General features: G+C 47.5%; 21 protein-coding genes and 1 pseudogene. 8 read left to right on the forward strand and 14 right to left on the reverse strand.

Going from position 1 to position 25,261, the window contains the following annotated elements; genetic code table 11:
* Nucleotides 1-77 precede the first annotated feature (77 nt).
* Nucleotides 78-329, forward strand: a pseudogene (locus tag QUA25_RS19515) (Uma2 family endonuclease); the annotation flags it as partial.
* 7 nt (nucleotides 330-336) lie between these two features.
* On the opposite strand, the gene ruvC reads toward QUA25_RS19515, so the two are convergent.
* From ruvC to QUA25_RS19545, 6 genes are all read right to left on the reverse strand, one after another.
* The gene (gene ruvC, locus QUA25_RS19520) at nucleotides 337-870 is read right to left on the reverse strand and encodes a crossover junction endodeoxyribonuclease RuvC (protein ID WP_333040653.1); all 534 of its coding nucleotides are present in this window, start codon (nucleotides 868-870) and stop codon (nucleotides 337-339) included.
* Between the two features lie 90 nt (nucleotides 871-960).
* Entirely contained in the window at nucleotides 961-2,076 is a 1,116-nt protein-coding gene (gene bchI, locus QUA25_RS19525) for a magnesium chelatase ATPase subunit I (protein ID WP_333040655.1), read from the reverse strand.
* Nucleotides 2,077-2,106: 30 nt separating this feature from the next.
* Nucleotides 2,107-2,508, reverse strand: a complete 402-nt coding sequence (locus tag QUA25_RS19530; RefSeq protein WP_333040657.1) for a DUF4926 domain-containing protein — start codon at nucleotides 2,506-2,508, stop codon at nucleotides 2,107-2,109.
* The gene (locus tag QUA25_RS19535) at nucleotides 2,492-2,815 is read right to left on the reverse strand and encodes a DUF2442 domain-containing protein (RefSeq protein WP_333040658.1); all 324 of its coding nucleotides are present in this window, start codon (nucleotides 2,813-2,815) and stop codon (nucleotides 2,492-2,494) included. The genes QUA25_RS19530 and QUA25_RS19535 overlap by 17 nt, the downstream gene beginning before the upstream one ends.
* Before the next feature lie 15 nt (nucleotides 2,816-2,830).
* Nucleotides 2,831-3,079, reverse strand: coding sequence for a DUF4160 domain-containing protein (locus QUA25_RS19540; RefSeq protein ID WP_333040728.1), 249 nt, complete (start codon nucleotides 3,077-3,079; stop codon nucleotides 2,831-2,833).
* A gap of 71 nt (nucleotides 3,080-3,150) precedes the next feature.
* Complete coding sequence (locus QUA25_RS19545; RefSeq protein ID WP_333040659.1) at nucleotides 3,151-5,673, reverse strand: EAL domain-containing protein; 2,523 nt, start codon at nucleotides 5,671-5,673, stop codon at nucleotides 3,151-3,153.
* A gap of 302 nt (nucleotides 5,674-5,975) precedes the next feature.
* Here QUA25_RS19545 and dapB point away from each other — a divergent pair, with 302 nt between their 5' ends.
* The 4 genes from dapB to QUA25_RS19565 all read left to right on the forward strand — a co-directional run bounded on the left by dapB (nucleotide 5,976) and on the right by QUA25_RS19565 (nucleotide 8,325).
* Nucleotides 5,976-6,803: a 4-hydroxy-tetrahydrodipicolinate reductase gene (gene dapB, locus QUA25_RS19550; protein WP_333040729.1), complete on the forward strand. Its 828-nt coding sequence runs from the start codon at nucleotides 5,976-5,978 to the stop codon at nucleotides 6,801-6,803.
* 189 nt (nucleotides 6,804-6,992) lie between these two features.
* Nucleotides 6,993-7,703 carry a phosphate ABC transporter permease gene (locus QUA25_RS19555; protein WP_333040661.1) on the forward strand — a complete coding sequence of 237 codons (711 nt, stop codon included), beginning with the start codon at nucleotides 6,993-6,995 and terminating at the stop codon, nucleotides 7,701-7,703.
* 72 nt (nucleotides 7,704-7,775) lie between these two features.
* A complete protein-coding gene (locus tag QUA25_RS19560) occupies nucleotides 7,776-8,012 on the forward strand; it encodes a DUF4160 domain-containing protein (protein WP_333040663.1) in 237 nt (78 codons plus the stop codon).
* A complete protein-coding gene (locus QUA25_RS19565; RefSeq protein WP_333040665.1) occupies nucleotides 7,993-8,325 on the forward strand; it encodes a DUF2442 domain-containing protein in 333 nt (110 codons plus the stop codon). The genes QUA25_RS19560 and QUA25_RS19565 overlap by 20 nt, the downstream gene beginning before the upstream one ends.
* Nucleotides 8,326-8,343: 18 nt before the next feature.
* On the opposite strand, the gene QUA25_RS19570 is transcribed toward QUA25_RS19565, so the two are convergent.
* The 4 genes from QUA25_RS19570 to QUA25_RS19585 form a co-directional block, all read right to left on the reverse strand.
* Complete coding sequence (locus QUA25_RS19570) at nucleotides 8,344-8,967, reverse strand: precorrin-8X methylmutase (protein WP_015179019.1); 624 nt, start codon at nucleotides 8,965-8,967, stop codon at nucleotides 8,344-8,346.
* Nucleotides 8,968-9,067: 100 nt separating this feature from the next.
* On the reverse strand, nucleotides 9,068-9,874 hold the full coding sequence (locus QUA25_RS19575; protein ID WP_333040666.1) for a TPM domain-containing protein: 807 nt from the start codon (nucleotides 9,872-9,874) through the stop codon (nucleotides 9,068-9,070).
* 184 nt (nucleotides 9,875-10,058) lie between these two features.
* Nucleotides 10,059-15,530, reverse strand: coding sequence for a WD40 domain-containing protein (locus tag QUA25_RS19580; protein WP_333040667.1), 5,472 nt, complete (start codon nucleotides 15,528-15,530; stop codon nucleotides 10,059-10,061).
* A gap of 682 nt (nucleotides 15,531-16,212) precedes the next feature.
* A complete protein-coding gene (locus QUA25_RS19585) occupies nucleotides 16,213-17,544 on the reverse strand; it encodes an ATP-binding protein (protein ID WP_333040669.1) in 1,332 nt (443 codons plus the stop codon).
* A 337-nt stretch (nucleotides 17,545-17,881) separates the two neighbouring features.
* On the opposite strand from QUA25_RS19585, the gene QUA25_RS19590 reads away from it, so the two are divergent.
* On the forward strand, nucleotides 17,882-18,784 hold the full coding sequence (locus tag QUA25_RS19590; RefSeq protein WP_333040671.1) for an FtsQ-type POTRA domain-containing protein: 903 nt from the start codon (nucleotides 17,882-17,884) through the stop codon (nucleotides 18,782-18,784).
* 370 nt (nucleotides 18,785-19,154) lie between these two features.
* Nucleotides 19,155-20,429, forward strand: coding sequence for a cell division protein FtsZ (ftsZ, locus tag QUA25_RS19595; RefSeq protein ID WP_333040673.1), 1,275 nt, complete (start codon nucleotides 19,155-19,157; stop codon nucleotides 20,427-20,429).
* 56 nt (nucleotides 20,430-20,485) lie between these two features.
* On the opposite strand, the gene QUA25_RS19600 is transcribed toward ftsZ, so the two are convergent.
* Nucleotides 20,486-21,250, reverse strand: coding sequence for an MBL fold metallo-hydrolase (locus tag QUA25_RS19600; RefSeq protein WP_333040674.1), 765 nt, complete (start codon nucleotides 21,248-21,250; stop codon nucleotides 20,486-20,488).
* Between the two features lie 152 nt (nucleotides 21,251-21,402).
* Between QUA25_RS19600 and thiD the strand changes: the two genes are divergently transcribed.
* Nucleotides 21,403-22,212 carry a bifunctional hydroxymethylpyrimidine kinase/phosphomethylpyrimidine kinase gene (thiD, locus tag QUA25_RS19605; protein ID WP_333040676.1) on the forward strand — a complete coding sequence of 270 codons (810 nt, stop codon included), beginning with the start codon at nucleotides 21,403-21,405 and terminating at the stop codon, nucleotides 22,210-22,212.
* A 62-nt stretch (nucleotides 22,213-22,274) separates the two neighbouring features.
* Here thiD and dndE read toward each other — a convergent pair whose 3' ends face one another.
* The 3 genes from dndE to dndD all read right to left on the reverse strand — a co-directional run bounded on the left by dndE (nucleotide 22,275) and on the right by dndD (nucleotide 25,255).
* Nucleotides 22,275-22,676, reverse strand: a complete 402-nt coding sequence (gene dndE / locus QUA25_RS19610) for a DNA sulfur modification protein DndE (RefSeq protein ID WP_015179042.1) — start codon at nucleotides 22,674-22,676, stop codon at nucleotides 22,275-22,277.
* An 81-nt stretch (nucleotides 22,677-22,757) separates the two neighbouring features.
* A complete protein-coding gene (locus QUA25_RS19615; protein ID WP_333040677.1) occupies nucleotides 22,758-23,147 on the reverse strand; it encodes a GxxExxY protein in 390 nt (129 codons plus the stop codon).
* A 110-nt stretch (nucleotides 23,148-23,257) separates the two neighbouring features.
* Complete coding sequence (gene dndD, locus QUA25_RS19620) at nucleotides 23,258-25,255, reverse strand: DNA sulfur modification protein DndD (protein WP_333040679.1); 1,998 nt, start codon at nucleotides 25,253-25,255, stop codon at nucleotides 23,258-23,260.
* Nucleotides 25,256-25,261 lie beyond the last annotated feature (6 nt).

Below are 25,261 nucleotides of genomic sequence, written 5' to 3' on the forward strand. Positions count from 1 at the left end.
GTCGCTTTTATCAACAAGGTATGCGGGCTGCAACCCTGATGCGGTCTATCTCCTAGGCCTCTTTGTCACCCCCCCAGGATTTTGTCATAGAATTGCGTGAAGCGAAGCTATCCCGTAGGGAATCGCGCACAGACCCGCTGCGGCAGCTTCAGGAGAAAATGCAGGAATATCTAAACAGCGGCTTGCGCTTGGGTTGGCTAATTAATCCTCAAGACGAACAAGTAGAAATTTATCGCCCTTCTGGCGAAGTAGAGATTGTGCAATTTCCTGTAAGTTTATCGGGAGAAGATGTCTTGCCCGGATTTGTGCTTAATTTGCCCATGATTTGATCTTGTATCAAATTTTTCCTGTTTCCAACTGTATTTTCTTCGGACAAATATCATCATCGTACCAACCAGTCAAAGCCACCGCCAAAGCATCCGCTGCATCGTCGGGTTTCGGAATATAACCCAACTCTAACTCCCGCGCCACTGCCTCTTGCACTTCAGATTTATCCGCATTACCGCGCCCTGTCAAAGCTTGCTTAATTTGAGCCGGCGTAAACTCGAAAAGTGGCACTCCACACTGCGCTAATACCAGTGTCAAAACGCCGCGCGCTTGCGCTACAAGTATGGTATTTCCCATCTTGTAAAAAAACAATTTTTCGGCAATTGCTACATCAGGTTTAATCTCTTCAATTACCGCGTGTAAATCGTCGTAAATTGTTTTCAACCGCTGTCCCATTTCCTGTTTGGGCGTTGTTTGTATGACGCCGCAATCAATCATGGAAACAAAGTTTTCATCTTGTTTACCGGGGACAATTTGACAGCAAATTGCCCCGTAGCCGAGATTTGCTAAGCCGGGATCTAATCCTAAAATTCGTTTTTCCATTGCCCGAATTAGTAATTGGAAATGGGGAAGGAGGCATTAAAAATTTGGGAAATGTTTCCTCACCACCAATTACCAATTACCAATTATTAATTACCCCTCAGTTGTTTCTAGACCGAATACCCGATCGAACACTTTAGTCACTTTATACCCCGAATCTATTGATTCTAGCGGGTCTTTCCGCAACCGGTGCCGCAAACACAGAGTCATCACCCGGCGAATATCGTCCACAGTCACCTCTGTGCGGCACTCCAAAGCCGTGAAAGCTTTCGCAGCCCGATTTGTCACCAAATCGCCCCGCAGCCCGTCTACGTCCAATTCAGCGCAGACTTGGGAGATTTTTACCCGCAACTCTCGATCGATAGTTACCGATTTCAACCTTTCCTGAGCTTCCACCAACTTCTGCTGCATCTCATCTTGTTCGCGCTGGTATTTCGCGAGAAACTCCGCTGGATTTTGGTCAAAGCTCGATCGCTGTTCGACAATTTCTACTCTTAAATTCGGGTCTTTCACAGTCCGAATTTCTGCGTGCATCCCGAATCTGTCGAGCAACTGCGGCCGCAATTCTCCTTCTTCTGGGTTGCCGGAACCAATGAGAATAAACTTAGCCGGGTGGCGGATCGAAATGCCTTCTCTTTCAACAGTATTCCAACCGCTCGCGGCAGAGTCGAGCAAAACATCGACTAAATGATCGTCGAGCAAATTGACTTCATCAACGTACAGAATGCCGCGGTTAGCTTTAGCTAAAAGGCCTGGTTCAAAAGCTTTAACACCTTCCGACAAAGCTTTCTCGATGTCGATCGTACCGCAAACTCGGTCTTCGGTAGCGCCCAGAGGCAAGTCTACCATTTGAACTTTTTTGCGGGCGATTTTAATGTCAGTTTGAGATAAAGTGCGATCGCGCACCTCATCGCTCATCAAATCTGGATCGCTGGGATGACTGTTAAAAGGATCGTCAGCCACCACCTCAATTTCCGGCAGCAAATCAGTGAGGGCGCGGATTGTGGTAGATTTACCAGTACCTCGATCGCCCATAATCATCACCCCGCCAATTTTGGGATCGATGACATTCAACAGCAGCGCCAGTTTCATCTCCTCCTGGCCAACAATCGCAGTGAAGGGAAAAACAGCGCGGCGGGCTGGAGTAGCGGTAACGGTTGGTAGAGCGCCCGCATTTAGGGTATTGCTGACTTCGGCAGTAGGACTCACAGGATAACTCAAAATATAATAATTGCTTGTTTATTGTGACATACAAGCGGACAACAGTCGATCTGCCGCATTGAAATCCAAGTGCAGAGTTTGTGTGATTCCTCTCAAAACGCCGCCAAAAACAGACTCTTTCTGAGACATAGAACGCGCCCACTCTAAAACTTGTTGCTGACGTTCGTCTGACAAACGTCCAACCATCGCAGCTAATAGCTCAGATACAGACAACCAACGCCTTTCTTTCGACTTCCAAACAACTAAAAACTGCTCGGTAGACAGAGTACACAAAGCTATCGTTTCGCCAGAGCGATCGCTAAATTCTATTTCGTAATTTCCATCATCATAACAAGCTACAATAGCCCCTCTAACACCTAGGTGTAGATTAGACTCAGGCACTGTTACAAACAATTCGACTACATCAAATAATTCTGGCACGATCGTGCTTACCTCCTAACGAATGATGAAGAGATTCAATGTATCGCTCATTTTCCTCATTCGTGCAACTAATTCCATTCTGCCAAAGTTCATATTCACTGATATCGATATCTTCATTCCAAACCACTGCATAACCACCAGGTTCAATTTTAAAATTTCTGAAAAATCCAGGATTGCGTAACGTCGCAAACATCGGATTGTCTAATAACTTAGAGATGTCGTATTTCTTGATTTCAAGATTGGTAAACTTGACCATCAAGGTGCGATCGTCAATAGCTTTAGCATAAACAATGCGCTCAGGTTTCATAAAAAAAAATCACAGTTATTTTAAGGACGGAAGTTTACTAAATTCTTGGCTATTCCACATATCCAGCAGTTCTTTCTGGTACAACGTAGCCCATTCTATTACCAACTTTTGGACCCTATTTGGTAAATCTCCTTCAATAATCTCTAAAGATTCAATGCCGATCAAAGCATTGTACTCACCGTAAACTGCGTGAAAATGAGGAGGTGGGTGATCCCCAAAGAAAATTTTGATGATTATTGCGTAAAATCGTGCAACTTCTGGTATAAAGCTTTTTTAAACGACGATATGAAGATTATTGTATATAACCACGAAGAAGAATGACCAATAACTCATCACTACCACTGCGGCCCAGAAGCCATCAAAGCAGTCGCAGCCTCGCTCGGTAACGGCTTAGCAAAAAAATAACCCTGACCATATTCGCAGCCGATCGACCTCAACCTAGCTAATTGTGCCGCCGTCTCCACACCCTCAGCAATCACATCCATACCCAAAGCGTGAGCCAGCGCCACAATCGTCCGCACGATCGCCACATTCTCCCCCTCGCTTTCGATCTCCATCCGCCCCACAAACGACTTATCAACCTTCAAAGTATCCGTAGGAAACCGACTCAAATAACTCAACGACGAATAACCCGTACCAAAATCATCAATTCCCAACTTGACATTTAACGCTTTCATCTGCTTCAAAACCGCGATCGCCGACTCCACATCCTCCATCACCACACTCTCAGTAATCTCCAACTTCAAACTCTCGGCACTCAAACCCGTTGTTTCCAAAATCACCTGAATGCGATCAACCAAATCCGGCTGAGCAAACTGCTTCCCAGATAAATTTACACTCATAATCAAAGCTTGATCGAAACCAAACATTTCCTCCCACAGCCGCAACTGCCGGCAAGCCTCCTCCAGCACCCACTCACCCAGCGGCACAATTGCACCCGTTTCCTCAGCCACCGGAATAAACTTCATCGGCGGAATCAAACCCCGCAGCGGGTGTTGCCAGCGTACCAAAGCCTCAAACCCAATAATCCTCCCGCTTGCCAAAGATACAAACGGCTGGTAATGCAGCAAAAACTCCTGACGCTTGAGGGCCATCCGCAAATCAGTTTCCAACTGCAACCTCTCCACCGCCAAAGCGTGCATCGAAGCATTAAACACCTGATACCTTCCCGTTCCCAAAGCCTTCGCCCGGTACATCGCCGTGTGCGCGTCCCGTAGCAAGTGTTCCGGCTGTTCCCTGACAGTAGCAGCAGGTTCCCCCCCCAGGGCAATCCCAATGCTCGCAGTCACAAACACCTCCTGCCCCTTCAACTCAAAAGGCACAATTAAAGCTTCGTGAATTCGAGTGGCCAAATCCACCGCACTAGCAACATCAACATTCCTCACCAAAATCGCAAAATCATCACCCCCCACCCGCGCCACAGTATCCCCGGAGCCAATAATCGCCCTCAACCGCAGCACCACCGCCATCAGCAGTTCATCCCCCACCAAATGACCCAAAGAATCATTAATCACCTTAAACCTGTCTAAATCCAGAAACAGCACCGCAAACACATAGCTGCGCCGGCCCCTAGTATTGGCGATCGCCCGCCCCAGGCAATCCACGAACAAATCCCGGTTGGGCAAACCCGTTAGAGAATCGTGAAAAGCATCGTAAAGCTTCCTGTAAGCACTGACACCCACACCAGTCACCACCAAACCCAAAGTCGGCGACACTAACGGTAGCCACCCACCCCCACTAAAAATCCCATAAGTAATCCCCAACAAACCCATCAATGCAGCACCCCCAGCCAATCCAGCCCTCGCAGGGTGCTGAATCCGCCAAGCCAAAACCCCGCCAACCATTGCCCAAGCACCGTTCCACAAAATTTCCGCCCATTCCGGCCACACCCAAAACAGCGATCGCCCATCCAAAACCGCACTCAATATTTGGCTGAGCATTTGCGCGTGCAGCAACACCCCAGGCATTTTCGGACTTTGCTTTTTAACCGGGCTGTAAGGCGTCAAAAACAAATCTCTGGTACTCGGTGCCGTCGTCCCGATTAACACAATCTTGTCCTTAACCCAGCTTGGGTCAATTTCTCCCTTCAATACCTGCCTGATACTGACTTGTCGCGCCACCTCCTTACCAGAACGGTATTTGAGCAAAATTTGATAGCCTTTGGCGTCGAGATTTGCATAGCCGCCACTGTTAGAAGTTAAAGGCACAAATTCTGCCTTTCCCCAGTTGATTTGGTGGGGATGAACAGGGCTATTTTTCTGCTTTACTCTGTCTTTGAGATACAGCAAAGCCACTTGCACAGAAAACGATAAAGCAATCTTTTTGTCTGGTTGCGAAACTGAGAGCAAATTGCGGCGTACAACGCCATCAGGATCGAGTACGAAGTCGTTAAAACCGAGCCGAGCGGGCGGTATCCCCGGAGGTGCAGGCACTCCCTGACTTTCGGAATCGCTCAATTTATAGATCGCCACCACATTCGGTGCTTTCAGCCCGGCCAGCAATTCTTCGTGTCCCGGCGCTTGAGGCAAATCCCGGTACAAATCCAAACCGATAACTTTTGGCTGATACTTTTGCAGTTTTGCCAAGGTTTGAGCGATCGCACCGTCGGAAATCGGAAATCTCCCCAAAGCTTGAATATCGGCCTCAGAAATTCCCACTACCAGCAGTCGCGGATCGGGGTCCGAATCTGGCTGCAAGCGCACTAACGAGTCAAAACTCCCCAATTCCAAGCTTTGCAAGCCTCCCAACTGCCGAACTCCCATATTCAGCAGCGTTACAGTCACGCCCGCAAGCATTGCAGGCAAAATCCTGACCCGTCGGTTTTGAGAACTCAGGTTGAGACCAGTTGCGACAGACATGACATATCGAAGATTTCGAGAGAATTTGGCAGTCACAGAAAAAATATGTCGGTGCAAATTAGCTTTGCACAAGTCTGTTCTTACAGAATTGAGCTTAATATGAGATTGAATGTAATTTTTTCAGAACTTGTGCCGCAACCGAGTTTCTTTAAGCTAATTACTCGATTTGGCAAAGTATTTCTCGAATGGGAACCGGGTTTTTGAAGATTTGCCGACAAATCCTGTCTTTCATTCCTTGTTTCCCCAAATTCGCACAAGCGTTAAAATTTAGTCGATCAAACTTTCAGGATATTTTTGAGATGATGGCGAATCAACTTCCGATTCCGGTGATTGTTAACGGTGCTGCAGGCAAAATGGGCCGCGAAGTAATTAAGGCGATCGCCCATGCTAGTGACATGACCTTATTTGGGGCTGTAGACCGCTCTCCTGAGTGCCTCAACGCCGATGCCGGGGAATTAGCCGGATGCGGCCCGTTAGAAGTTCCCATCACTGACGACTTGCAAGGAATGCTGGTATTAGCATCTCAGGAAAAGCAGTTAGCAGTGATGGTAGATTTTACGCACCCTTCGTCTGTTTATGAAAACGTGCGATCGGCCATAGCTTACGGGGTTCGCCCAGTAGTCGGCACTACCGGATTGAGCAGCAAGCAAATTGAAAACTTAGCTGAATTCGCTGATAAAGCCAGCACTGGCTGTTTGATCGTACCCAATTTCTCGATCGGCATGGTTTTGCTCCAACAAGCTGCCGTCACGGCATCTCAGTATTTTGAACACGTAGAAATTATTGAGCTGCACCACAATCAAAAAGCCGACGCCCCCAGCGGTACGGCAATTCAAACTGCCCAAATGTTAGCAGAAATGGGAAAAACTTTCAATCCGCCAGAAGTTGAGGAAACCGAAAAATTAGCCGGAGCTCGAGGTTCACTGGCTGATGAAGGGATTCGCATTCACAGCATCCGTTTACCCGGTTTAATTGCCCACCAAGAGGTAATTTTTGGCGGCGCCGGTCAAGTTTATACTTTACGACACGATACGAGCGATCGCGCTTGTTATATGCCAGGAGTCTTGCTGTCTATACGCAAAGTCCTTGAATTGCGATCGCTCGTTTACGGCCTGGAAAAAATCTTGTAGCCATGAATCATTAGTCATTAGTCATTAGTCATTAGTAATGTGGAATTAATCTAACTTATAACTTTTGACTTCTAACTTCTGATTTGTGACTTCAACATCAATCCGTTAAATCTGTTAAATCCCTTAATATAATCCGCTTCCGAACAGACAGCCGTTGCATCCCGTACATTGCTCGTTGCCGAACTTCCTATGCTAATTCCCTTAACCCGCGAAACCTTTCAAGAACTAATTCCCGCCGTCGCCACGGGAGCGCAATACAAATATATCTGGGGAAAACCGCCCGATTTTTTGAGGCGAATGTTAATCTCTGCCGTCACCGTAGTTTTCCTCCTGATAGTTTACAACTTCGCCGGTTCCGATGTCGGGCCGCTAGTTTTAATCACCGGATTGATAGCTGGTTTGTACTGGCTGTGGGGGCCGATTTTGTGGGCGAGTTTGCGGAATGCAGAATGCCGCAAATATCAATACTGCGGTTTTTGGCAAGGACGAGTTTTGGATATATATATTACAGATGAAGTCACCAGTCAAGAAGAAACAGTCAATCAAAAAGGACAACTCGTAATAGTTGACAACCTAGAACCGCGAATTAATTTAGAAGTCGGGGACAAAACCGGATTTACTACTACACTTCGAGCTCCATTGCGGAAAGATCACCAAGGAATTGCCCCCGGGCAAGCTGCTTTAATGTTAATTATGTCAAATCAAGAAGATTTAGGCAGAATTGCCAAAGTTTCAGATATTTATATTCCCAGCCGTGACGTGTGGGTGAGCGACTATCCTTATTTACGCAGAGATTTGTTTGTCGAGGTGAGCCAACAGATTAAAAAAGGCAGAAAAAAAGACCGCGATCGCACTAATCAAAGCAGAGATGTAAAAAGGCGATCGCCCGCTGATTATTAATATTGATAGTAGCGACAAATTTAAGAGCGATCGCAAGTTAAACTTAGGACAAAATTCACAAGATAGCGGCTAATGCCTACTGTTTTTCAGGTTAGCCCCTACAGTTTAATCTTTTTTAGTTCCGATCGAGGCGAACCCGCCCAAATTCATGTTAAGCGCGATCGGCAACTTGCCAAATTTTGGATGAATCCTGTATCTCTAGAAAAAAATCGAGGCTTCAAAGAGCATGAATTAAACCAGATTGCTCGTCTTGTAGAGGAATATGAACAAATATTGTTGGAGGCTTGGCATGACTACTTTGGTACTTGAAACAGAACCCCTCGTAATTAAAGTCACGGTGACAGATGAAAAAGTAATTGTGGACTTAGTTGATGGTCGCAGTTTGAGTGTTCCCTTAGCTTGGTATCCCCGTTTGTTGCACGGTTCCCCGGAGGAAAGACATAATTGGCAGCTACTTGGAGATGGTTATGCCATTGAATGGGTTGATTTAGACGAACATATTGGAGTTGAAGGTTTGCTAGCGGGCCGACGCAGCAGTGAAAGTCAACGATCGTTTGAAAGTTGGTTAATTAACCGCAACACTGCTCCAAATAATCCAGAACGACTAATAACTAATGACTAATGACTGCTGACTTATCGCTCAACTGTTCCCCTCTTGGCCGTAAGCTTGCCAAGCCAAATCCACCAGCCCGTTAACAATAGCCACAGCCACCACCGCAGAACCCTTGCGGCCCTCAATCCGAATGTGAGGAATCATCGAATCGTGCAGCCGCGACTTAGCCACGTCCACCCCTACAAACCCAGAAGGCGTCCCAATCACTAAAGCCGGCCGAATTTCCTCAGATTCAATCAAATCTACGATCGCCGACAAAGCAGTTTGAGCCTGGCCCACCACAAAAATCCCTTCAGGATAGCGTCTTGCCAAAGTTTCAATCCCCCAAGCCGCCCGCGTCCTTTCCTTTTGGGGGCGTGTCAAAGCCTCCATCGAACAGTAAACCGGATTCGCAAAGGTACTTTGGATCAGAGGCGTAATGCCCACCTGCACCATCGGCACATCTACCACGATCGTAGTCCGAGCAGCCAAAGCTGCCGCCCCAGCCTGCAAAGCCTGATCGGAAAAACTAATTAAAGACTTGTACTCAAAATCAGCAGTCGCATAAATCACGCGGCGGACTATTTCGTACTCCGCCGCTGAAAAACCGTGGTCGCCAATTTCGTTATCGATTAATCCCAGACTCTGGGCATCGCTTACGTGCCATTCCATTTGTTGGATAGCTGTCGCCTGTGAGTTGTCAGGTATCAGCTTACCAGCTTTTAGTCATTCGTTGACTGTTGAGTAAAATCTGCCAACTGCCAACTGACAACTAAGTTTCCGACGACGAAGAAGATTTGCCCAACACCGGAGTCAGGAATGCCACCAAAGCTCCGATCGCAAAACCGGCCACATTCCGAACCACAGGCAACCAGTCAGAAGTCCGAGTCACCACCGGCCCAAGTCCGAAAGCAAAAAACAGAATGCCCCACAGCGGCGAAAAAATCAGCGCCCACTGCCAAGCCACAACCTGTCCAGGCTTCCGAGGCTGAGCAGCAAACCCACAGATGACGCCACCAAGCACCGAAGTAATTAACGTCAGAACCCACTGTTCCCTCGGCAAACCGGGAACCACGCGGCATCCGCCCTGACGCAAACAGCCTTCTATCGACTCCAAAGATTCAATAATCGCTCGATCTTCCCCATTGTCCCGCACAAAAAATTGATTACCGTAACGGGTTTGCAGTTCCACCCAAAAAGTGCGCGGCAGCAGCGGATACAGCGAGTCGCCCACATTAAAATTGAGCAAATTGCCTCCTCGGGGGTCAGCAACTAACAACACACTCTTGTTATCTAGCCCCCAATAACTTTTGACCGCCAAACCGGGCGTGCGATCGTACTGAGTCAGCACTCGCAGTTTCCAGCCGGTTTCAGCTTCAAAAGCCTTTAAATTTTTTGCCAAATTTTGTTCTTCAATATCCGTAAGGGCTTTAGCTAAGTCAATGATCGGCGTCTGAGTTGACGGCAACAAATCGGGATTATTGAAAGCGTGGGCCGCAGGTGCGATCGTCCACACGGACAAAGCCAGAAAAAATGCGGCAACAGAGGCTAGAAATTTTCGCGGGAAAAGCTGTGACATAGGAACTTATAATCCGGGTCTTAATTGTGAATGCTAGCTGGCGGTCTTAACCAGAGGATAAGAGAAAACTCATATTTCTTTACAATTATTTACTTTACAGGAAGCCGAGAGCAAGGGGAAGATTTCGGGCAAGGAAAGTTTTGAACAGTCAACCGTCAACCGTCAACCGTCAACCGTCAAATGACTAAAATTGAGATTTTGCCCCAACCCCCTCACAGAGACGCCGATCGCGATCGCTCACATTAGGATTAGTTCTCAGATAATCTCCCACCCAGTCACAGCCCCTCACCAGCAAATCGTCAAGATCCAAATTCCACAAAATCACCCGATTATCCCGGCCCGCAGAAGCCAGAACCTTCCCATCCGGGCTAAAACTCACGCTCATCACGCTATCCTTGTGACCCGTCAAAGTTTTCAGCAAAGTCCCGCTGCGACTCCAAAGCTTCACCTTATGGTCATAACTGCCCGAAGCAACCAACAAACCATCCGGGCTAAAACCCACGCTAGTCACGCTGTCGCTAGAACCCTTCAGCAGCGTCGCCACCAAAGTCCCGTCTACCTTCCACAATTTCACCGAATTGTCGTAACCAGCCGAAGCCAGCATTTTGCCATCAGGGCTAAAAGCAACCCCCAACACAAAACTGTTGTGAGCTCCTTCAAAAGTTCTCAGCAAACGACCGTCCCGATTCCAGAGTTTGAGAGTACCATCATCGCTGGCAGAAGCCAGCATCGAGCCGTCGGGACTGAAAGTCACCCCAGTCACCCAGCCTGTGTGTCCTGTTAAAGTTTTAATCAGCCTGCCGTTTCTAGTCCAGAGTTTCACAGTCTTATCCTTGCTCGCCGAAGCCAGAACCTCGCTATCGGGGCTAAAACTCACGCTCATCACGCTGTCGGCGTGGCCGTCGAGAGTGAACAGCACAGAAGGCGAACACGGGAATAGCGGAGCCGAAGGACAAGGGAGAATATTATTCATGCCATCTTCTGTCAAACTCCAGACTTTCACCGTTTTGTCGTAACTCCCAGAAGCAAGTAGCTGACCGTCGGGGCTGAAACTGACGCTGGCGACTCTCTGAGTGTGTCCTTCCAAGGTTTCCAGCAAAACTCCCGTGCGGCTCCAGAGTTTGATAGTGTTGTCCGTAGAAGCAGAAGCCAGCCTTTGGCCGTTGGGGCTGAAAGTAACGCTTTGCACCCGGTTTTGGTGTCCGTCGAGGGTTTTGAGCGGCACGTCATCGAGTCGCCACAGCCTGACAGTTTTGTCAAAACTCGCCGAAGCCAAGGTTTTGCCTTCCGGGCTAAAACTCACCTGAGTAACTCGATCGGCGTGTCCCTCAAAAGTTCTCAGTAAGCGACTCTCTGGTTTAATGTTGCTAGCATCAGTTGGGCGCTTGTCGCCAACACCAGCAAGACTCCAGAGTTTGACAGTCCCGTCTGCACTTCCAGAAGCAAGTGTTTGACCGTCGGGGGAGAAACTGACACCAAATACCCACTTGCTGTGTCCGCGCAAAGTTGTTAGCAGTTCACCTTTTTTTGCTTGTGTTGAATTTTCTGTTGGTGGGTGTTTGAGTGCAGCGATGCTCCAGATTTTCACCGTTTTATCTTCACCTGCACTGGCGATCGTTTCACCATCGGGGGAGAAACTGACGGTGTAAATTTTCGAGGGTTGTCTGTTTTCGCTGTGCCATAAATTAGCGATTAACCTGCCGTCAGAACTCCACAGTTTCACACTACCGTCATCGCTAGCCACAGCGATTATTTTGCCGTCGCGGCTGAAGCTTAGCCAATTTACGGGAGCAAATTGTTCGATCGTTCTCAGCAGCGTGCCGTCGGTTTTCCAAAGTTTGATAGTTTTATCTGTAGATCCGCTGGCGATCGTTTGACCGTCTGAACTAAAAGCAACGCTGGTAACGCTATTAGTATGCCCTTTGAAAGTGGCCAGCAAACTGCCGTCAGTTTGCCAAATTTTGACAGTTTTATCTAAACTTGCCGAGGCTATAGTTTTGTTGTCGGGACTGAATGCGACACAGGAGACACTGTTAGTGTGGTCTTTGAAAGTGGCCAGCAAACTGCCGTCGCGCCGCCAAAGTTTGACTGTTTTATCTACACTGGAAGAAGCTATTGTTTCCCCGTCTGGACTGAAGCTAAGACCCCAAACTACATCGCCGTGTCCTTCCAAGCGGTTGCGTTCTTTGACTCCATAAACTGCCTGCTGGAGGGCAGCAGAAATCAGAATTTCGGTGTCTTTAAGAGTATACATTTGTTGGGAGTGTTCGATCTGTTTCCACTTTTTACCAGCTCTCAAACTTTCCATCATGGCGTCAAATTTGTTGTTTGAGAAATAAAGTGCTTCAGAAGCTGCTGTCAGGGTACTGATTTCGGCTCGCTGAGTTTGAGCGACAGCTAGCTGTTTTTGACCCACAGCCCGCCACCAAAAGTTTACGGCGGCGATGGTGGAACTGGTTAGCAGCATAACGCCGATTACTGCTACTCCCAGCAGTTGTTTGAGAAAAGTATTGGCTCGATAGAGCTGTGCTTGACTCATTTTTTTATCTGCTTCTGCTTTGTGCAGTCGGGCTTCTAAGCCGAATCTTTGGCGGATTGGTCGCACTAAATAGTCGTGTACCAATTGATAGCGGTCTTCTGGCGCTTCCCGTAGCAGAAATAGCAAACCGTGACCAACTAAAATGTCTAAAATTAAGTCTAGGTTGTCGGTTTTGTTTGGTCGGATTTCTGGGTCTTTTGCGAACTGTCGCGGTAGGGAAATTCGGTTTCTGCCGATCGCCGATAATTCGGTTTCGCGGGCATCTGCTGGCTGTTGGCCTGTCACTAACGAGAGTTCGTGTTTGGTTTTTATCAGGCGAACGCCTCTTTCATCTGTCAGGGAAAACAAGATTTTCCACGCTGCATCTTCGTTAACCAGACCACAGTCAGAGATGACTCCTTCGAGCGATCTTTTCACTAATTCCGCTTTGGGATTGTCCCCCAATTGCTGGTATTGTGCTAGACTTGTAATACCTTCTTCTTGCAGTTGCGCTCCTACTACCTGCAATTCGATTGGTCGCACTTCTTGCAGTTCGTCTGCTAAATCTTCAACGAAGGCATCGATCAGTGCCGGCTCTAAATAAAATTCCGCCCGTTCTGTTAAGTGTCCGATGACAGCCCGCGCGTCTTTGATAGAAAAACTCCGCAGTTGGTAGCGGATACTTTTGTCGAGAATATTATTGTTAATAGCGTCAAGATTTGGGAAGCGATCGCAATCTAGTAAGTAGTGCAAATAATCTTCGCGCAAGCACAGAATTATCTTGACATAAGGCAAATTCAAAAACAAGCGTAAAAAATTATAAAAAAGTTGTCTTTGTGCCACTGAAGTCGAAACAAAGAAAAACTCTTCAAATTGATCGAAAATCAGCACTGTCAATAAATTATTTGTGGCATTTTCGCGCAACTTATCTATAATAAAAGAAGAGACTTCCGAGCTGCGAGCAGGAATAACCGAGCAACTTCTTTTGTTGATTTCCTGTAGTCCTTTCGAGATTAATTTACTTTCCTCTTCGGCTTGTTTGTCGTACAGTGCGCTGTTCAAAGCATTTTCTAACTCCACCAGCCAGTCGGTGTAAACTTTGACTACTACGGGCAATGTATCCCGCGCACCCGGAGTAATATTTTTCAAAGCTGGTACTAAGCCGGCATTGACTAGAGAACTTTTCCCGACTCCGCTGGGCCCGTGAATAATAGTTAATTTATGGTCGTCCCTGCTAATTCTTTCTAGCAAGCTATTGATATCTGTTTGGCGCGAGTAAGCTGTCATGGACGCTGCGATGGCAGCTTGGTTTTGAGCTGAGGGACCTGAAGGATTGACCGCTTGGCGCTGCTGCTGCAATTGGCTGGCTCCGATAAAAGCTCTAAATCCGTATTGATATTCGATCGACCGCTGGGTTTTTTTAATCCGAAACGCTTTAAGGTACTCTCCCTGCTCGAAATAAACCGCTTGCAATTCCGTCAAAATATCGATGTAAAGTCGGGGGTCGTACTTCGGCTCGCTTTGAGATTGAGCCAACTCCAAAGAATGAACCGCCGCTTCCCACTGGCCTAGCTGCCGCAAACTTCGGGCTAAAAGTAAAAGATACGAACTCCTGTCGGATTTAGGATGTTGGATTTTAGATTTGGGTTCGTTACTTAACTCGTTAGAACCCACAATTTCTGGATAATTTCCCTCAAACCCCAATCTCAAATCTTCAATCAGCAATCTCAAATCATTAGGCGTTTGATCCAAAATCGCCAAAGCCAACTCCGCTAGCTGGCGGGCTTGACTCCACCTCGACTCTTGCAGGGCAACTTCAGCCAAAAAGCCGTAATCTTGAGCTAGTTGGCTGGGAGTACCGTAAGTGAAGTGCAACTGCAAAGAATTTTCCGCTAATGCTTGCAACTCTCCCCAAGCTTTCAGGCGCTGCAGCACTTCTCCGAGGTGTGCTGTCACCTCAGCGACCAATTCCGGGCGTGAAGCAAGGGAGAAAGCGTTTCTAGATTGTTCCAGGCTAATCCAAGCTTGTTCCCAGTGGTGGCGGTTGGCTACCGGGTTTCTGGCTGCTTGCAACCGGTGACACAGGGCTATGTGAAACAGCACTATGCCTTCTCTCTCTAAAAATAAAATTTTGGGGACAGGATTCGACAAGGAGGAGAAGGTTTCTGGGTTTTCGGAATGTTCCAAGTTTGCCAGTTCCCAGTTGCCCGTTTTCTGCTGCCAAAATACTAAACTTTCTTGGTAGTGAATTAAGGCAGTTTCGGTTTGGTCGCTAACATAGTAATCTCGACCGAGAACGAATTGCAGGCTGGCTTTGAGGGCGGGTTCTAATTCTTCACCGCGATTTTGTAAATCTCTTAAAGCTAATTCTAGTTCTCGGCGTGGCAAAGAGCCGATCGCCAAATCGAAGGTATTGCCCGGACTCAATGGCGAATACGAGTGGACTTCTGATGGTCGTCTGTTTTGGGGCCCTGAGTTAAAAGTTAGAAAGCGTTCTCCTGGGCTCATTTCGCGCTCCAGACCGGGTTTTTCGCACTGGGTTTCGCAGGTCTCACAATTAGCGATGGTGCTGACGTTGCTGCTGGTGAGTTCTTGATTGAGTTCGCCTATTTTAAATATAGTATTGGCCCGCCTAGCGAGGAAATTAATTAATTCGTCAACGCCCATTTCAAATTTAATTGTGGCGGCGGCCCAACTTTTGAAATCCGGGGCCAGACGAATCATTTTGGTCACGATGTCATCTGTTACCCACAAAATCACTGGGCAGGAAAAATTTTTGCGAAATTCGTCTCGCACTTGATTGGTAGAAGCCATCACTTCGTCGATCGCTACTACTGTTTCTAAACCGAATACCATCAAAGCCGAGGCGGCACCGACAGGCGAGTACCCCTCCTGGAAAGTGCTTGCCTGCAGAGTAGTGTAAAGGGTTTTGACTGAAGGTGGCAGGACGATATCTTGAATTGGAACTGGGGACACTTCTCGCAGCCGCTGCGCTATTTGTTGCCGCAACTGCTCGTAGTTGCAGCGCACCAAAATTAGCGAGAATTGGTGTTGAGACATTGTGATTGACCTGACCAGAGTTTTGAGCGATCGCTCGTTGTAGTTGGCAGTTTCTTGTACCTTAATTAGATCGGTCATGCGTGCACCTCTTTTTCATTAATCAATTACCTAACGCTCGCCAATCGTGACTGAAAGCGTCTCTACTTAGACATCCCCGTCTCTGTCTGACGCTTTATCTCTGTATAAATACGTAGTTTTCCGTACTTGTCCTATCAATACTTACATAGTTATTAGATCCAATGTAAAGATATCATACCTCTGAATCTTAGAGAATGCTAGACTTCCCAATAAAATTTTAATGTTATCTTAGATTTTTTGATTCAGCTATATATAAAGGACTACCGATCATAAATAGCCAAATGCTAAGTTCACGATCATACCGACGACTAGCTATTAGGAAACAACTCCGATATATCTGTAGCAGGCATTTAGCACAACAGTCAAAAAAATGTCTTCCGGGATGGAATTAGTTTAAATTAAGAGCAACAGATAAAAACAGACATAGGGGGTCTGACATTGCAGATATGAGAGTTGAGAGTGGGTAAAGTCCTTAGTGGCGGCAAAGTTTTACACGATAATAACATTCACCACCTATAGCAAGCATTCAACAGAAATCAGCCAGTGGCAAAAACCGCTGACTGATTTCTGTATTGGATTGTAAGATTTCGGAGTTGTGAGCGATGAATTTTCAGTTAAATACTTTCTAATTCCCTCGTGGTTAAGGGTTTTTGGAGTCACGAAGCCATCTCAAAAATCCCAACTATTTTGCTTCAGTGCGCTGCAGCCACTCCTTATATTTTCTGGTTTCTGCTAGGGCTGGATTAATCCCAAACCAACGACCTTCTTGATCGCGGTATTCAAAGACAAACATACTTCGCAACAAGATTTGAGATTCTTCTTCGCCGGTTACACTTTGTCGCTTGACAACTTGAAACAGCAATTCCCATTCCAGGTCATTGATGGCTCCCAAAAGGTCATCGCGATATTCTTGAATGACGCTTTCGAGGCATTCGCGAGAAAAGGGAGGGTCTTCGTGCTGCAAACAGCTATATAAAAGCATCAGTAGATTGCGAACGTGACCGCCACTAATCCGACAAAGCCGATCTAAAGTTTCGGGAGAGTCAAACACCTGGGAAATCAAATCAATGCGTTGATCGGGAGCAACTTTCGGGAAAGCTCTAGCTAATACTAGCTGCCGGAGGAGTGCCATTCCTTCAATGTGGTCTTCGCCCGATCGCATTTGCACCGGTACCATCGGCATCACCTTGGGCTTGACTCCAAATCGACTGGCGAGGCGGCCGAAGTCGTTGGAAAAAATCAAAGTCAGGGGAATCGTGTAGACAACATGGCAATTAAGTTTTTTCAACTGTTCGCCGCGGTCTAAAAACAGATATTCTGGCTGGGTGCGTCCGCTGGGTTTGAGGGAGGCGTCGAGGCGATCGAGGTTGTCAACGATGACTGCGAGTCCTTTTTTCCCTTGCTGCTTGAGTTCGGCGTTAGCTCTGTTGAGGAGTTCTTCGTTGATGGACTGCAAGATGCTGTTGGTGCGGGGTTCGAGATATTGCCTGAGTTGCGATCGCAGTTTGGGAGAGTCTTTAGTTTTAGCAGTAACTCTCGCAATGCCTACAGATAACTCGGCTTCCGCTGACAAATCTATGGGAGTCTGCAAAAATTCTGCCACTTCTGCAAACAGATTGGTAAAATAGCTCGGTCTGAGTTTGATTTTAGCGGATTCCATAGTTTCGCTGACTTGGCGCGCAATGCTCAGCAAAATATCGCTGATGTCTACATCACCCATGTCTAAGTCTTGGGAAGACTCGAAGTAGACGACGCAAAAACCCTCTTGCTCTAACTCAGCTTTTAGTCGAAACAATTCCGTAGATTTGCCACACCCAATATGTCCTGTAAATAGCTGACACGTTGGCTCGTTGGGGGAGATGCGGGTAATGGTTCGCTGTAAAGATTCAATGATTTTGCCCCCACGCACGGAACCAAAATCAATGTAGTATTGATAATCTCCTGGGTCTCCCGCAACAAGGGTCTTGCTCGGGTTGCAGGCTTTATAGAATCTGTCTAATTCGAGTGCGATCACAATGGAAGCCGAATAAAAGTTAAAAAAGTTAATCGAAAGTCTAAACTTTCTTTAGTTGAGTTTAGTTTGATTTGTAACCTTTTGCACTGTGGGGTAATGCCCTAAATACCCAAAGAACCTTGATCTGGTAAGGGGTTTTCCCGGCGCTGGAATTGGGTAATTTTTAATTAATAATTTTTTATTACTTATGGGACTCAGTGATATTACTGATATTGGCAGGAGTCTGGGTAAATTTGCGGGAATCTGGTTAAATGGTAGGGGAAAACAGGGTTCAAGAGAGAGATTAAACAGTTTTGAATTTGTGCTAATCCTTAATTACTATATTGTCAAGACGTAGATGGCTAGTTTTGGAGCGGTTTCTCAAACAGAGTTAGGGCGCAGGCGCCAAAAGTTGCGGCAGCAGAGGCGCGCTCGATTGGCGGCTGTTGTGTGGCAAATGCTGGCAGCGAGCGCAATGGCTGGAGGTTTGCTGTGGTGGATTGCTCAGCCGGCTTGGTTGATAGCCCGATCGGAACAAGTGAAGGTGGAGGGCAATCAGTGGCTGTCGGATAAGGCGGTGCGGTCTTTGGTGCCGCTGTCTTACCCGCAGTCGCTGTGGGGGATTCAACCGCAGGCCCTGGCCGAAAAGCTGGAGTCCACGGGGCCGATCGCCAAAGCGAAGGTGACTCGCAACTTGTTTCCGCCGAGTTTGACTGTAGAAGTGGCAGAAAGCCTGCCGGTGGCGGTGGCGCAGCCGACTGCGGTGTTGAAATCGAACAGTGACAAGGAAAAAGTGGGGTGGCTGGACGCTCGCGGAGGTTGGATGCCGTCGGATAGTTATACTGCTGTACGATCGCAGAATAGTTCGATCGGGCCCGGCAGCATTCCGGGAACGCAGCCTCAGCGTTCTTTGCCCACTTTAAAAGTCATCGGGCCTTTGGAACAGTATCGCGCCTATTGGCCGAAGTTTTACCAAGGACTCAGCGGCTTGACGGTGAAAGTGTTTGAGATTAATTGGCAAAACCCGAACAACTTGATCTTGAAAACAGAGATCGGTACCGTACACTTAGGGCCGTACAGTTCCAAGACTGCGGAGCAACTTAAGGTTTTAGACCGAATGCGACAATTGCCAAAACAGATAGATTCAAGCAAAATAGCCTACATTGACTTGAAAAATCCTGCTTCGCCGATCGTCCATTTGCCAGAACTACCCGGCAGTTTGGAGAGTTCAACTCCGGCACCCACTCGCGCCCGAAATTGATCCTCTGTCAACAAAAGGTAGAAGGTATCGATCGGACGGCAGAATTTTTAGCCATCAGGATCAATACGCAGCGCTGGAAATAAGGACTGTTTTTTGATATCGAGTCGGGAAAAAAAATCTGATTTTTCTTTCCATCCCGATGACTCTGAGGCTAGTATCCATTTTTTTTCCTTCTGCCTTGCTTACAACTGCCTTAATCCGGTCAAGTACCTGGATGGGGTCAAGCGAGGTCTAGGCTAGCGAGGTCGGCCAAATCCGAGATTGCTAACATTAAGCATCGACCAGTGTTAGTTTTTCGCGCAACTTAGCCTATAGTTGATTGTGAATTGGCGTTTAGTTAAAAAGCTGTAATCTACTATCCCCGACTCTAATGAAGCTTAATAATAGACAGGGGTCTGACCAAGACAGTCCCCCTTCGGAAGAAGTAAAAAATTTTCCGGTGGCTGCAGATTCCGCCAATCCCTTTAGACGCAAGTCTGGTTATGTAAATGTAGATAGTATTGATATCGATCCTATGGTCAATCCCAAAGACATAATGCCCAGCAGTGCTGCCAAAATCAAAGTAATTGGCGTCGGCGGCGGTGGGGGCAACGCCGTTAACCGGATGATTGCCAGCGAGGTTTCTGGTGTCGAGTTTTGGTGCGTGAATACAGATTCCCAAGCTCTGGTTCTCTCAAATGCTCCGAAACGCTTGCAAGTCGGACAGAAGTTGACGCGCGGTTTGGGCGCGGGGGGCAATCCGGCGATCGGTCAAAAGGCTGCGGAGGAATCCCGCGATGAAGTTGCTAATGCTCTGAATCATGCGGATTTGGTGTTTATCACGGCCGGCATGGGCGGCGGTACGGGCACGGGCGCGGCTCCGATCGTGGCTGAGGTCGCTAAGGAAATGGGCGCTTTGACTGTGGGCATAGTGACGCGGCCTTTTACGTTTGAAGGACGGCGGCGCACCAGCCAAGCTGAGGAAGGGATTGCGGCTTTGCAAACCCGGGTGGATACGCTGATCGTAATTCCTAACGACAAGCTGCTGTCTGTGATTTCCGAACAAATGCCCGTGCAAGAGGCTTTTCGAGTTGCTGACGATATCCTGCGCCAAGGGGTTCAGGGTATTTCTGACATTATTACTATTCCCGGTTTGGTGAATGTTGACTTTGCTGACGTGCGGGCAGTAATGGCTGATGCGGGTTCGGCTTTGATGGGGATCGGCGTGGGTTCTGGCAAGTCACGGGCTAGGGAGGCTGCGATGCAGGCTATTTCTTCGCCTCTGCTGGAAGCTTCGTCTATTGAGGGCGCTAGAGGTGTGGTGTTTAACATCACTGGCGGTACTGACATGACGCTGCACGAGGTGAATGCGGCGGCTGAGACGATTTACGAGGTTGTCGATCCGAATGCCAATATTATTTTTGGAGCGGTGATTGACGAGCGGCTTCAGGGCGAAATTAAGATTACTGTGATCGCTACTGGTTTTTCGGGAGAAGTTTCCCCGCCTCCGACTCCGGGGCGGACGCAAAATGTTAATGCTCCTTGGCGGGCTGCAACTGTGCCGACGACTCCTGCTCAACAGACGCCCGATCCGAAAGCGAAACCGCCGCAGGATTTGGGATTGGATATTCCTGAGTTTTTGCGTAACCGTCGCCCGCCTAGATAAATTTGGATTTGGGATTTTGGATGGCGGATTAAATCTAAAATCTCAAATCTAAAATCTCAAATTTCTAGGGTTTGGCCTGGTTCGGGTTCGAGGAGTTGGGTGGAAAGTCCCGATTTTGCTAGCAAATCGCGAAATTCGGGGATGCTGCCAACCGATCGCACTAACATTGGTAAAATGCCTGTGGCTCGGATGTCTCCCGCCGCTGTAGGCAGGAAAAACCGAGGTTTGAGTGTTTGGGCGAGGCTGAGGGCTTCCGAAGGGCCGATGATGACTTGTCCGAGGAATGGGAAGATTTGACCGATGACTGGGGCGATGGCTACGTCTACTGTGTCTATTTTTTGTTTAACTTTGTCTAATGGCGGTAAGTGCGGTTCGTAATAAAGTGTCTCGCCGCTGCTTAAATCTTTGAGCAAGTAGCCGTTTTCTTCCTGTCCCGGCTGGATTTCGGCTCCGGGTACCGCAGTAATTTGTAACTTTTCTAGATAATTAAATTCTTGCCAATTTGCTAAAGATGTGATACTGGTGTAGCCTAAACTGCTGAGGACTTTGGCGGCGGTGGGTGAGGCGATCGCGGGAATTGCGCGATCGAGCTTTTCGAGTGTTGGTCTGTGACAGTGGTCGTCTAATCCTTGGGAAATTAGGATGAGGTCGATCGGCGGTAAGGTGCTGGGAGTGAAGGCGACGGGGGTGTTGTGGTAGGCGGTGAACAGCCAGGGTTGACCGTAAAATACCAGGGGATCGACCAGCCAGGGATCGACGAGGATGGTTTGGCCGGAGATGTGGAAGATCCAAGAGTTGAGGTCGATTCGGGTGATTTTCACAGTTGTTTGCAATAATTCTTTACATTTGGTTTAATCATAGCTAATTTTGTTTGGCAATTTTAACCGCAGATGAGGGCGGATGAGCGCTGATGAACGCGGATAAGATGGGATGTGTCTGGGGAAAGTTGGCGTTTATCTGCGGTTGAAAGAAGATGATTAAATCGAGGATTCCTGTGGCTTTGACTGTGGCTGGATCTGATAGTGGCGGTGGGGCCGGGATTCAGGCGGATTTGCGGACTTTTGCGTTTCACTGCGTGCATGGTACGAGTGCTTTGACTTGTGTGACGGCTCAAAATACTTTGGGGGTGACGCGGGTGGATGCTTTGTCTGCTGAGGCTGTGGCGGCTCAAATTGAGGCGGTAGTGGGGGATATTGGGGTGGATGCTGTGAAGACTGGGATGCTGCTGAATCGGGAAATTATGGCGGCGGTGGCTTCACAGGTGGAGGTTTTGGGAATAGGGAATTTGGTTGTCGATCCGGTGATGGTTTCACGATCGGGCGATCGATTGATTGATGAGGGGGCGATCGCATTTTTGCGGGATGTTTTGATTCCAATGGCTGTTGTCGTGACTCCGAATCGGTTTGAGGCTCAGATTTTGAGCGGTTTGCAGATTAATTCTGTTGATGATATGCGATCGGCGGCGCAGCAGATTTACCGTTTGGGTGCGAAAGCTGTTTTGGTGAAAGGCGGCGGGATGGCGGGAGATTTGCGGGGAATTGATGTTTGGTTTGACGGTACGCGGTTGGATGTGTTGAAGACTGAAAATGTTGACACTGGGAATACTCACGGGACTGGTTGTACTTTGAGCGCTGCGATCGCCGCTAATTTAGCATTAGGTAAAGATTTATTTACAGCGGTGACATTGGCTAAGGATTATGTGACTACTGCTCTCAAATATGCTTTGGATATTGGGGAAGGTCAAGGGCCAGTAGGTCATTTTTTCCCGCTTTTACTAAAGTAAATTGTGAACTCATCCCTTCTCTTCCCTTCTTCCTTCGCGTCCTTTGCGTCTTCGCGGTTCGTTTAATTTCTTAATTTCTCAGGCGATAGAGCGATCGCCACCAAGTCTTCGATTTTCTTAATATTCGGATCGCCGGCCAAATAACCAATCCCTCGGTGCAAGTGCAGGCGAAACTGTTTGGCTAGAGTTTCTTTTTCTGTGCCTAAATTATCTTGGTGACAGCGCTGCTTGAGGGCCATTATCAAGATATCGGCCATGTCGCCGCCGAAGACATCCCAGCTTAATTCGACGTTGCTGTCGCTGGGAATTGGTACTGGGGATGGGATGCTGGGTTCGGCGAGCGATCGGCAAAATCCCCACCTGCATAGAATATTCCACTGATCGATTTTGGTCGATCGTTTCAGTTTTGATAGTTGGTCTTTGCCTGTTTGGGAGAGGCGGATGCGATCGACTGGTGGTTCCATATGTTGATAATTTTGTTACCGCCGATGAGGGCAGATGAACACGGATGAACGCAGATAATAGCATGAGATTGTATCTGCGGTTTAGAAATTATTGACTATTCGTTGAATTTCAACTTTAGGGTTGCCGAAGTTGATGAGCAAGCAGACGGTTAGTTTTGTAGCTTTTATGACATTTAGACACTGTGCCATTTCTCTTTCCCCCAGTGATTTGATAGCTTTGAGTTCTACAAGCACGGATCTTTCCACCAACACATCTGGTACGAATTTCCCAACGATTATATCTTCATAATGGACATAAATGACAAACTGAGGTTCAACCAGCATTCCTGTTTTGCGAAGTTCATAAACCAAAGAATTCTGATAAACTTGCTCCAAAAATCCACAACCTAAAGTATTTCCTACCTTAAAAGCACAACCAATAATTTTTTCCGTAATCCCATTCAATTCCAATCTGCGTTCATCCGTGTTCATCTGCCCTCATCTGCGGTTAAAAACATCCCACATCCAAAACTATACCAAAAATTCCCATGCCATCCAATCCAATCTGCGTTCATCCGTGTTCATCTGCCCTCATCTGCGGTTCATTCCCAGAAGTAACCTTTTTCCACGGTGGTTTGGTGTTTGGCGGAGTCGTATTTGAGGAGGTAGCTGTGGGCGATCGCCTCTAACTCTTGGAGTTTTTCGTATTCTACTTTTCCAATTTCCGTGTCGGTAGAAAGCAGGATGACTTGGTGGCTGGCCGAGGGGAAATAGCGTTCGACTAGGTTGTTTCTGTGGGAGGAGTCGAGGCGGCCCAAGGGAGTGTCGATCGCCACTGGCAATTGTCTCCCGGATACTCTCGCCAATCCCCACAAAAAAGCGATCGCCAGCAATTGTTTTTCCCCGGCAGAAAGTCGGTGTTTGGGTACCGGTTTGCCTTCTGGATCGTAAATGGAGAGGCTAAATGTTTGAGTGTCGATCGCAACTCTGTGCACGAGGTCGGTTTTGTGCAACAGGTAGCGGAAACAGTCGGTAATTTCTATTTCGAGTTTGTTGAGTTTTTTGAGGGTGAGTTTTTCTTTAAAGAGTTTCAGGGTGGCTTGGGCTTTAGCGATGGAGGCGATGACGTGTTGGCTGTTTCTGATGGTGATGAATTCGCTGCTGTAGCTTTCTAGTTCTTTTTGGTTTTTGGCTAATTCTTTCTCTAATTCATCGACGCGGCGGTTGGCTGATTCACAAGCGGCGGCTGCGATAGCGACTGCTTTTTGGGCTTTCCTGACTTCTTCTTCTAGTTTTTCGTAGGCTTCGGGGGAAGCTGCGGCTGCCAGTTGTCTGTCTGTGAAGTCGATTTCTGCTTCGATGCTTTTGATTTCTTCTATTTGGTCGCGGGCTAAAATTTGCTGGGCTTTGATTTGGTAGCTAAGAAGGTTTTCTAGTTGCTGGATGCTGTTGTTGTCGGCGTTCATCCAGGGCGGGGAGTCTGTTCCCGCTTGCTGTTCGAGTTCTTGGTTTTCTTGGCGGATGAAGTCTTGAATTTTATCTAGCTGTTGGGGATTTAACGAGATTTCCGCGATATAGTTGAGAAGGCGATCGCTTCTTTGTTTGATAACATTTTGGGCAATCTTTGCTTGCTGCTGGTTGGCTTCTGTTTCTGCTTGAATTTTTGCTTCACTTAGCAAAGGCGAAATCAGGGCTAGCGGTAGCGTATTTGATGCCAATTCCATCATGGCTTGACGGGTTTTTTCTGCCTGATTTCTGTAGTCGTTTAGCTGTCTGTCTAGTTGACTGCGATCGGCGGCAATTTTTCCGCCTTCATAAATAAACTTTTCTGATGCTTTTTGCTGATTCTTTTGAGCTTTATCTAACTCGTTTTTAAAGCTGGCTTGTTCTTGCTTAGCTAAGTCTATTTCCTCACTAATTTTCTTAAAAGTTTCTTCGATTTTCTCTAAAGCAGCCAAGTCTTTTTTGCCAGCAATTTCTTTCCGCTTGCGGCCGGCTAATATTTCTAAATCGACGGCGAGGCGTTCTGCTAATTCTAAACCTAAAAGAGATTTAATCGCCCCGACGACAAACTCCGGCGGTGTTTCGAGTTCGGCGAGTTCTTTTACTTGTTCGCCGTCAAACAGAAATAGGTTGGATATTCCGACGGGCAAAAGGGTTTCGATGTATTCGTCCCAGGTGTTAGTAATTGCTTTGTCCGACCACCAATCGCTGACAATCTCGCTGTAGATAAGAATGCTTAAGTTATCTTTGATATCTAATTTTTTCCAGTATCTAACTATTTTGAATTGAGCTAATTTGTCGTCTTGGACTTGTTCAAATGTTAGTTCGACGCGGGTATCTTCTAATGGGGGAGTGTGGCGGTTGACGCATTGATTGAGAAAGTCGCTGTAGCTTAAATTCCCTCTGGTGGAACATTGGGCGCGGCCACCGTAGAGGGCGAGGCGAATGGCGTCCATGAGGGTGGTTTTGCCGCCGCCATTCATGCCGCCAAATAGGATAACTGGGCAGGGATTTCCGTCTTTTTCGGGGCGGAGATTGATGGTTTGGGTGCCTGCATAGGGGCCGAAGTTTTTGAGGACGAGTTCGAGAAATTGCATTGTAGA

The sequence above is a fragment of the Microcoleus sp. Pol17C6 genome, assembly GCF_036701145.1.
Lineage (GTDB): Bacteria > Cyanobacteriota > Cyanobacteriia > Cyanobacteriales > Microcoleaceae > Microcoleus.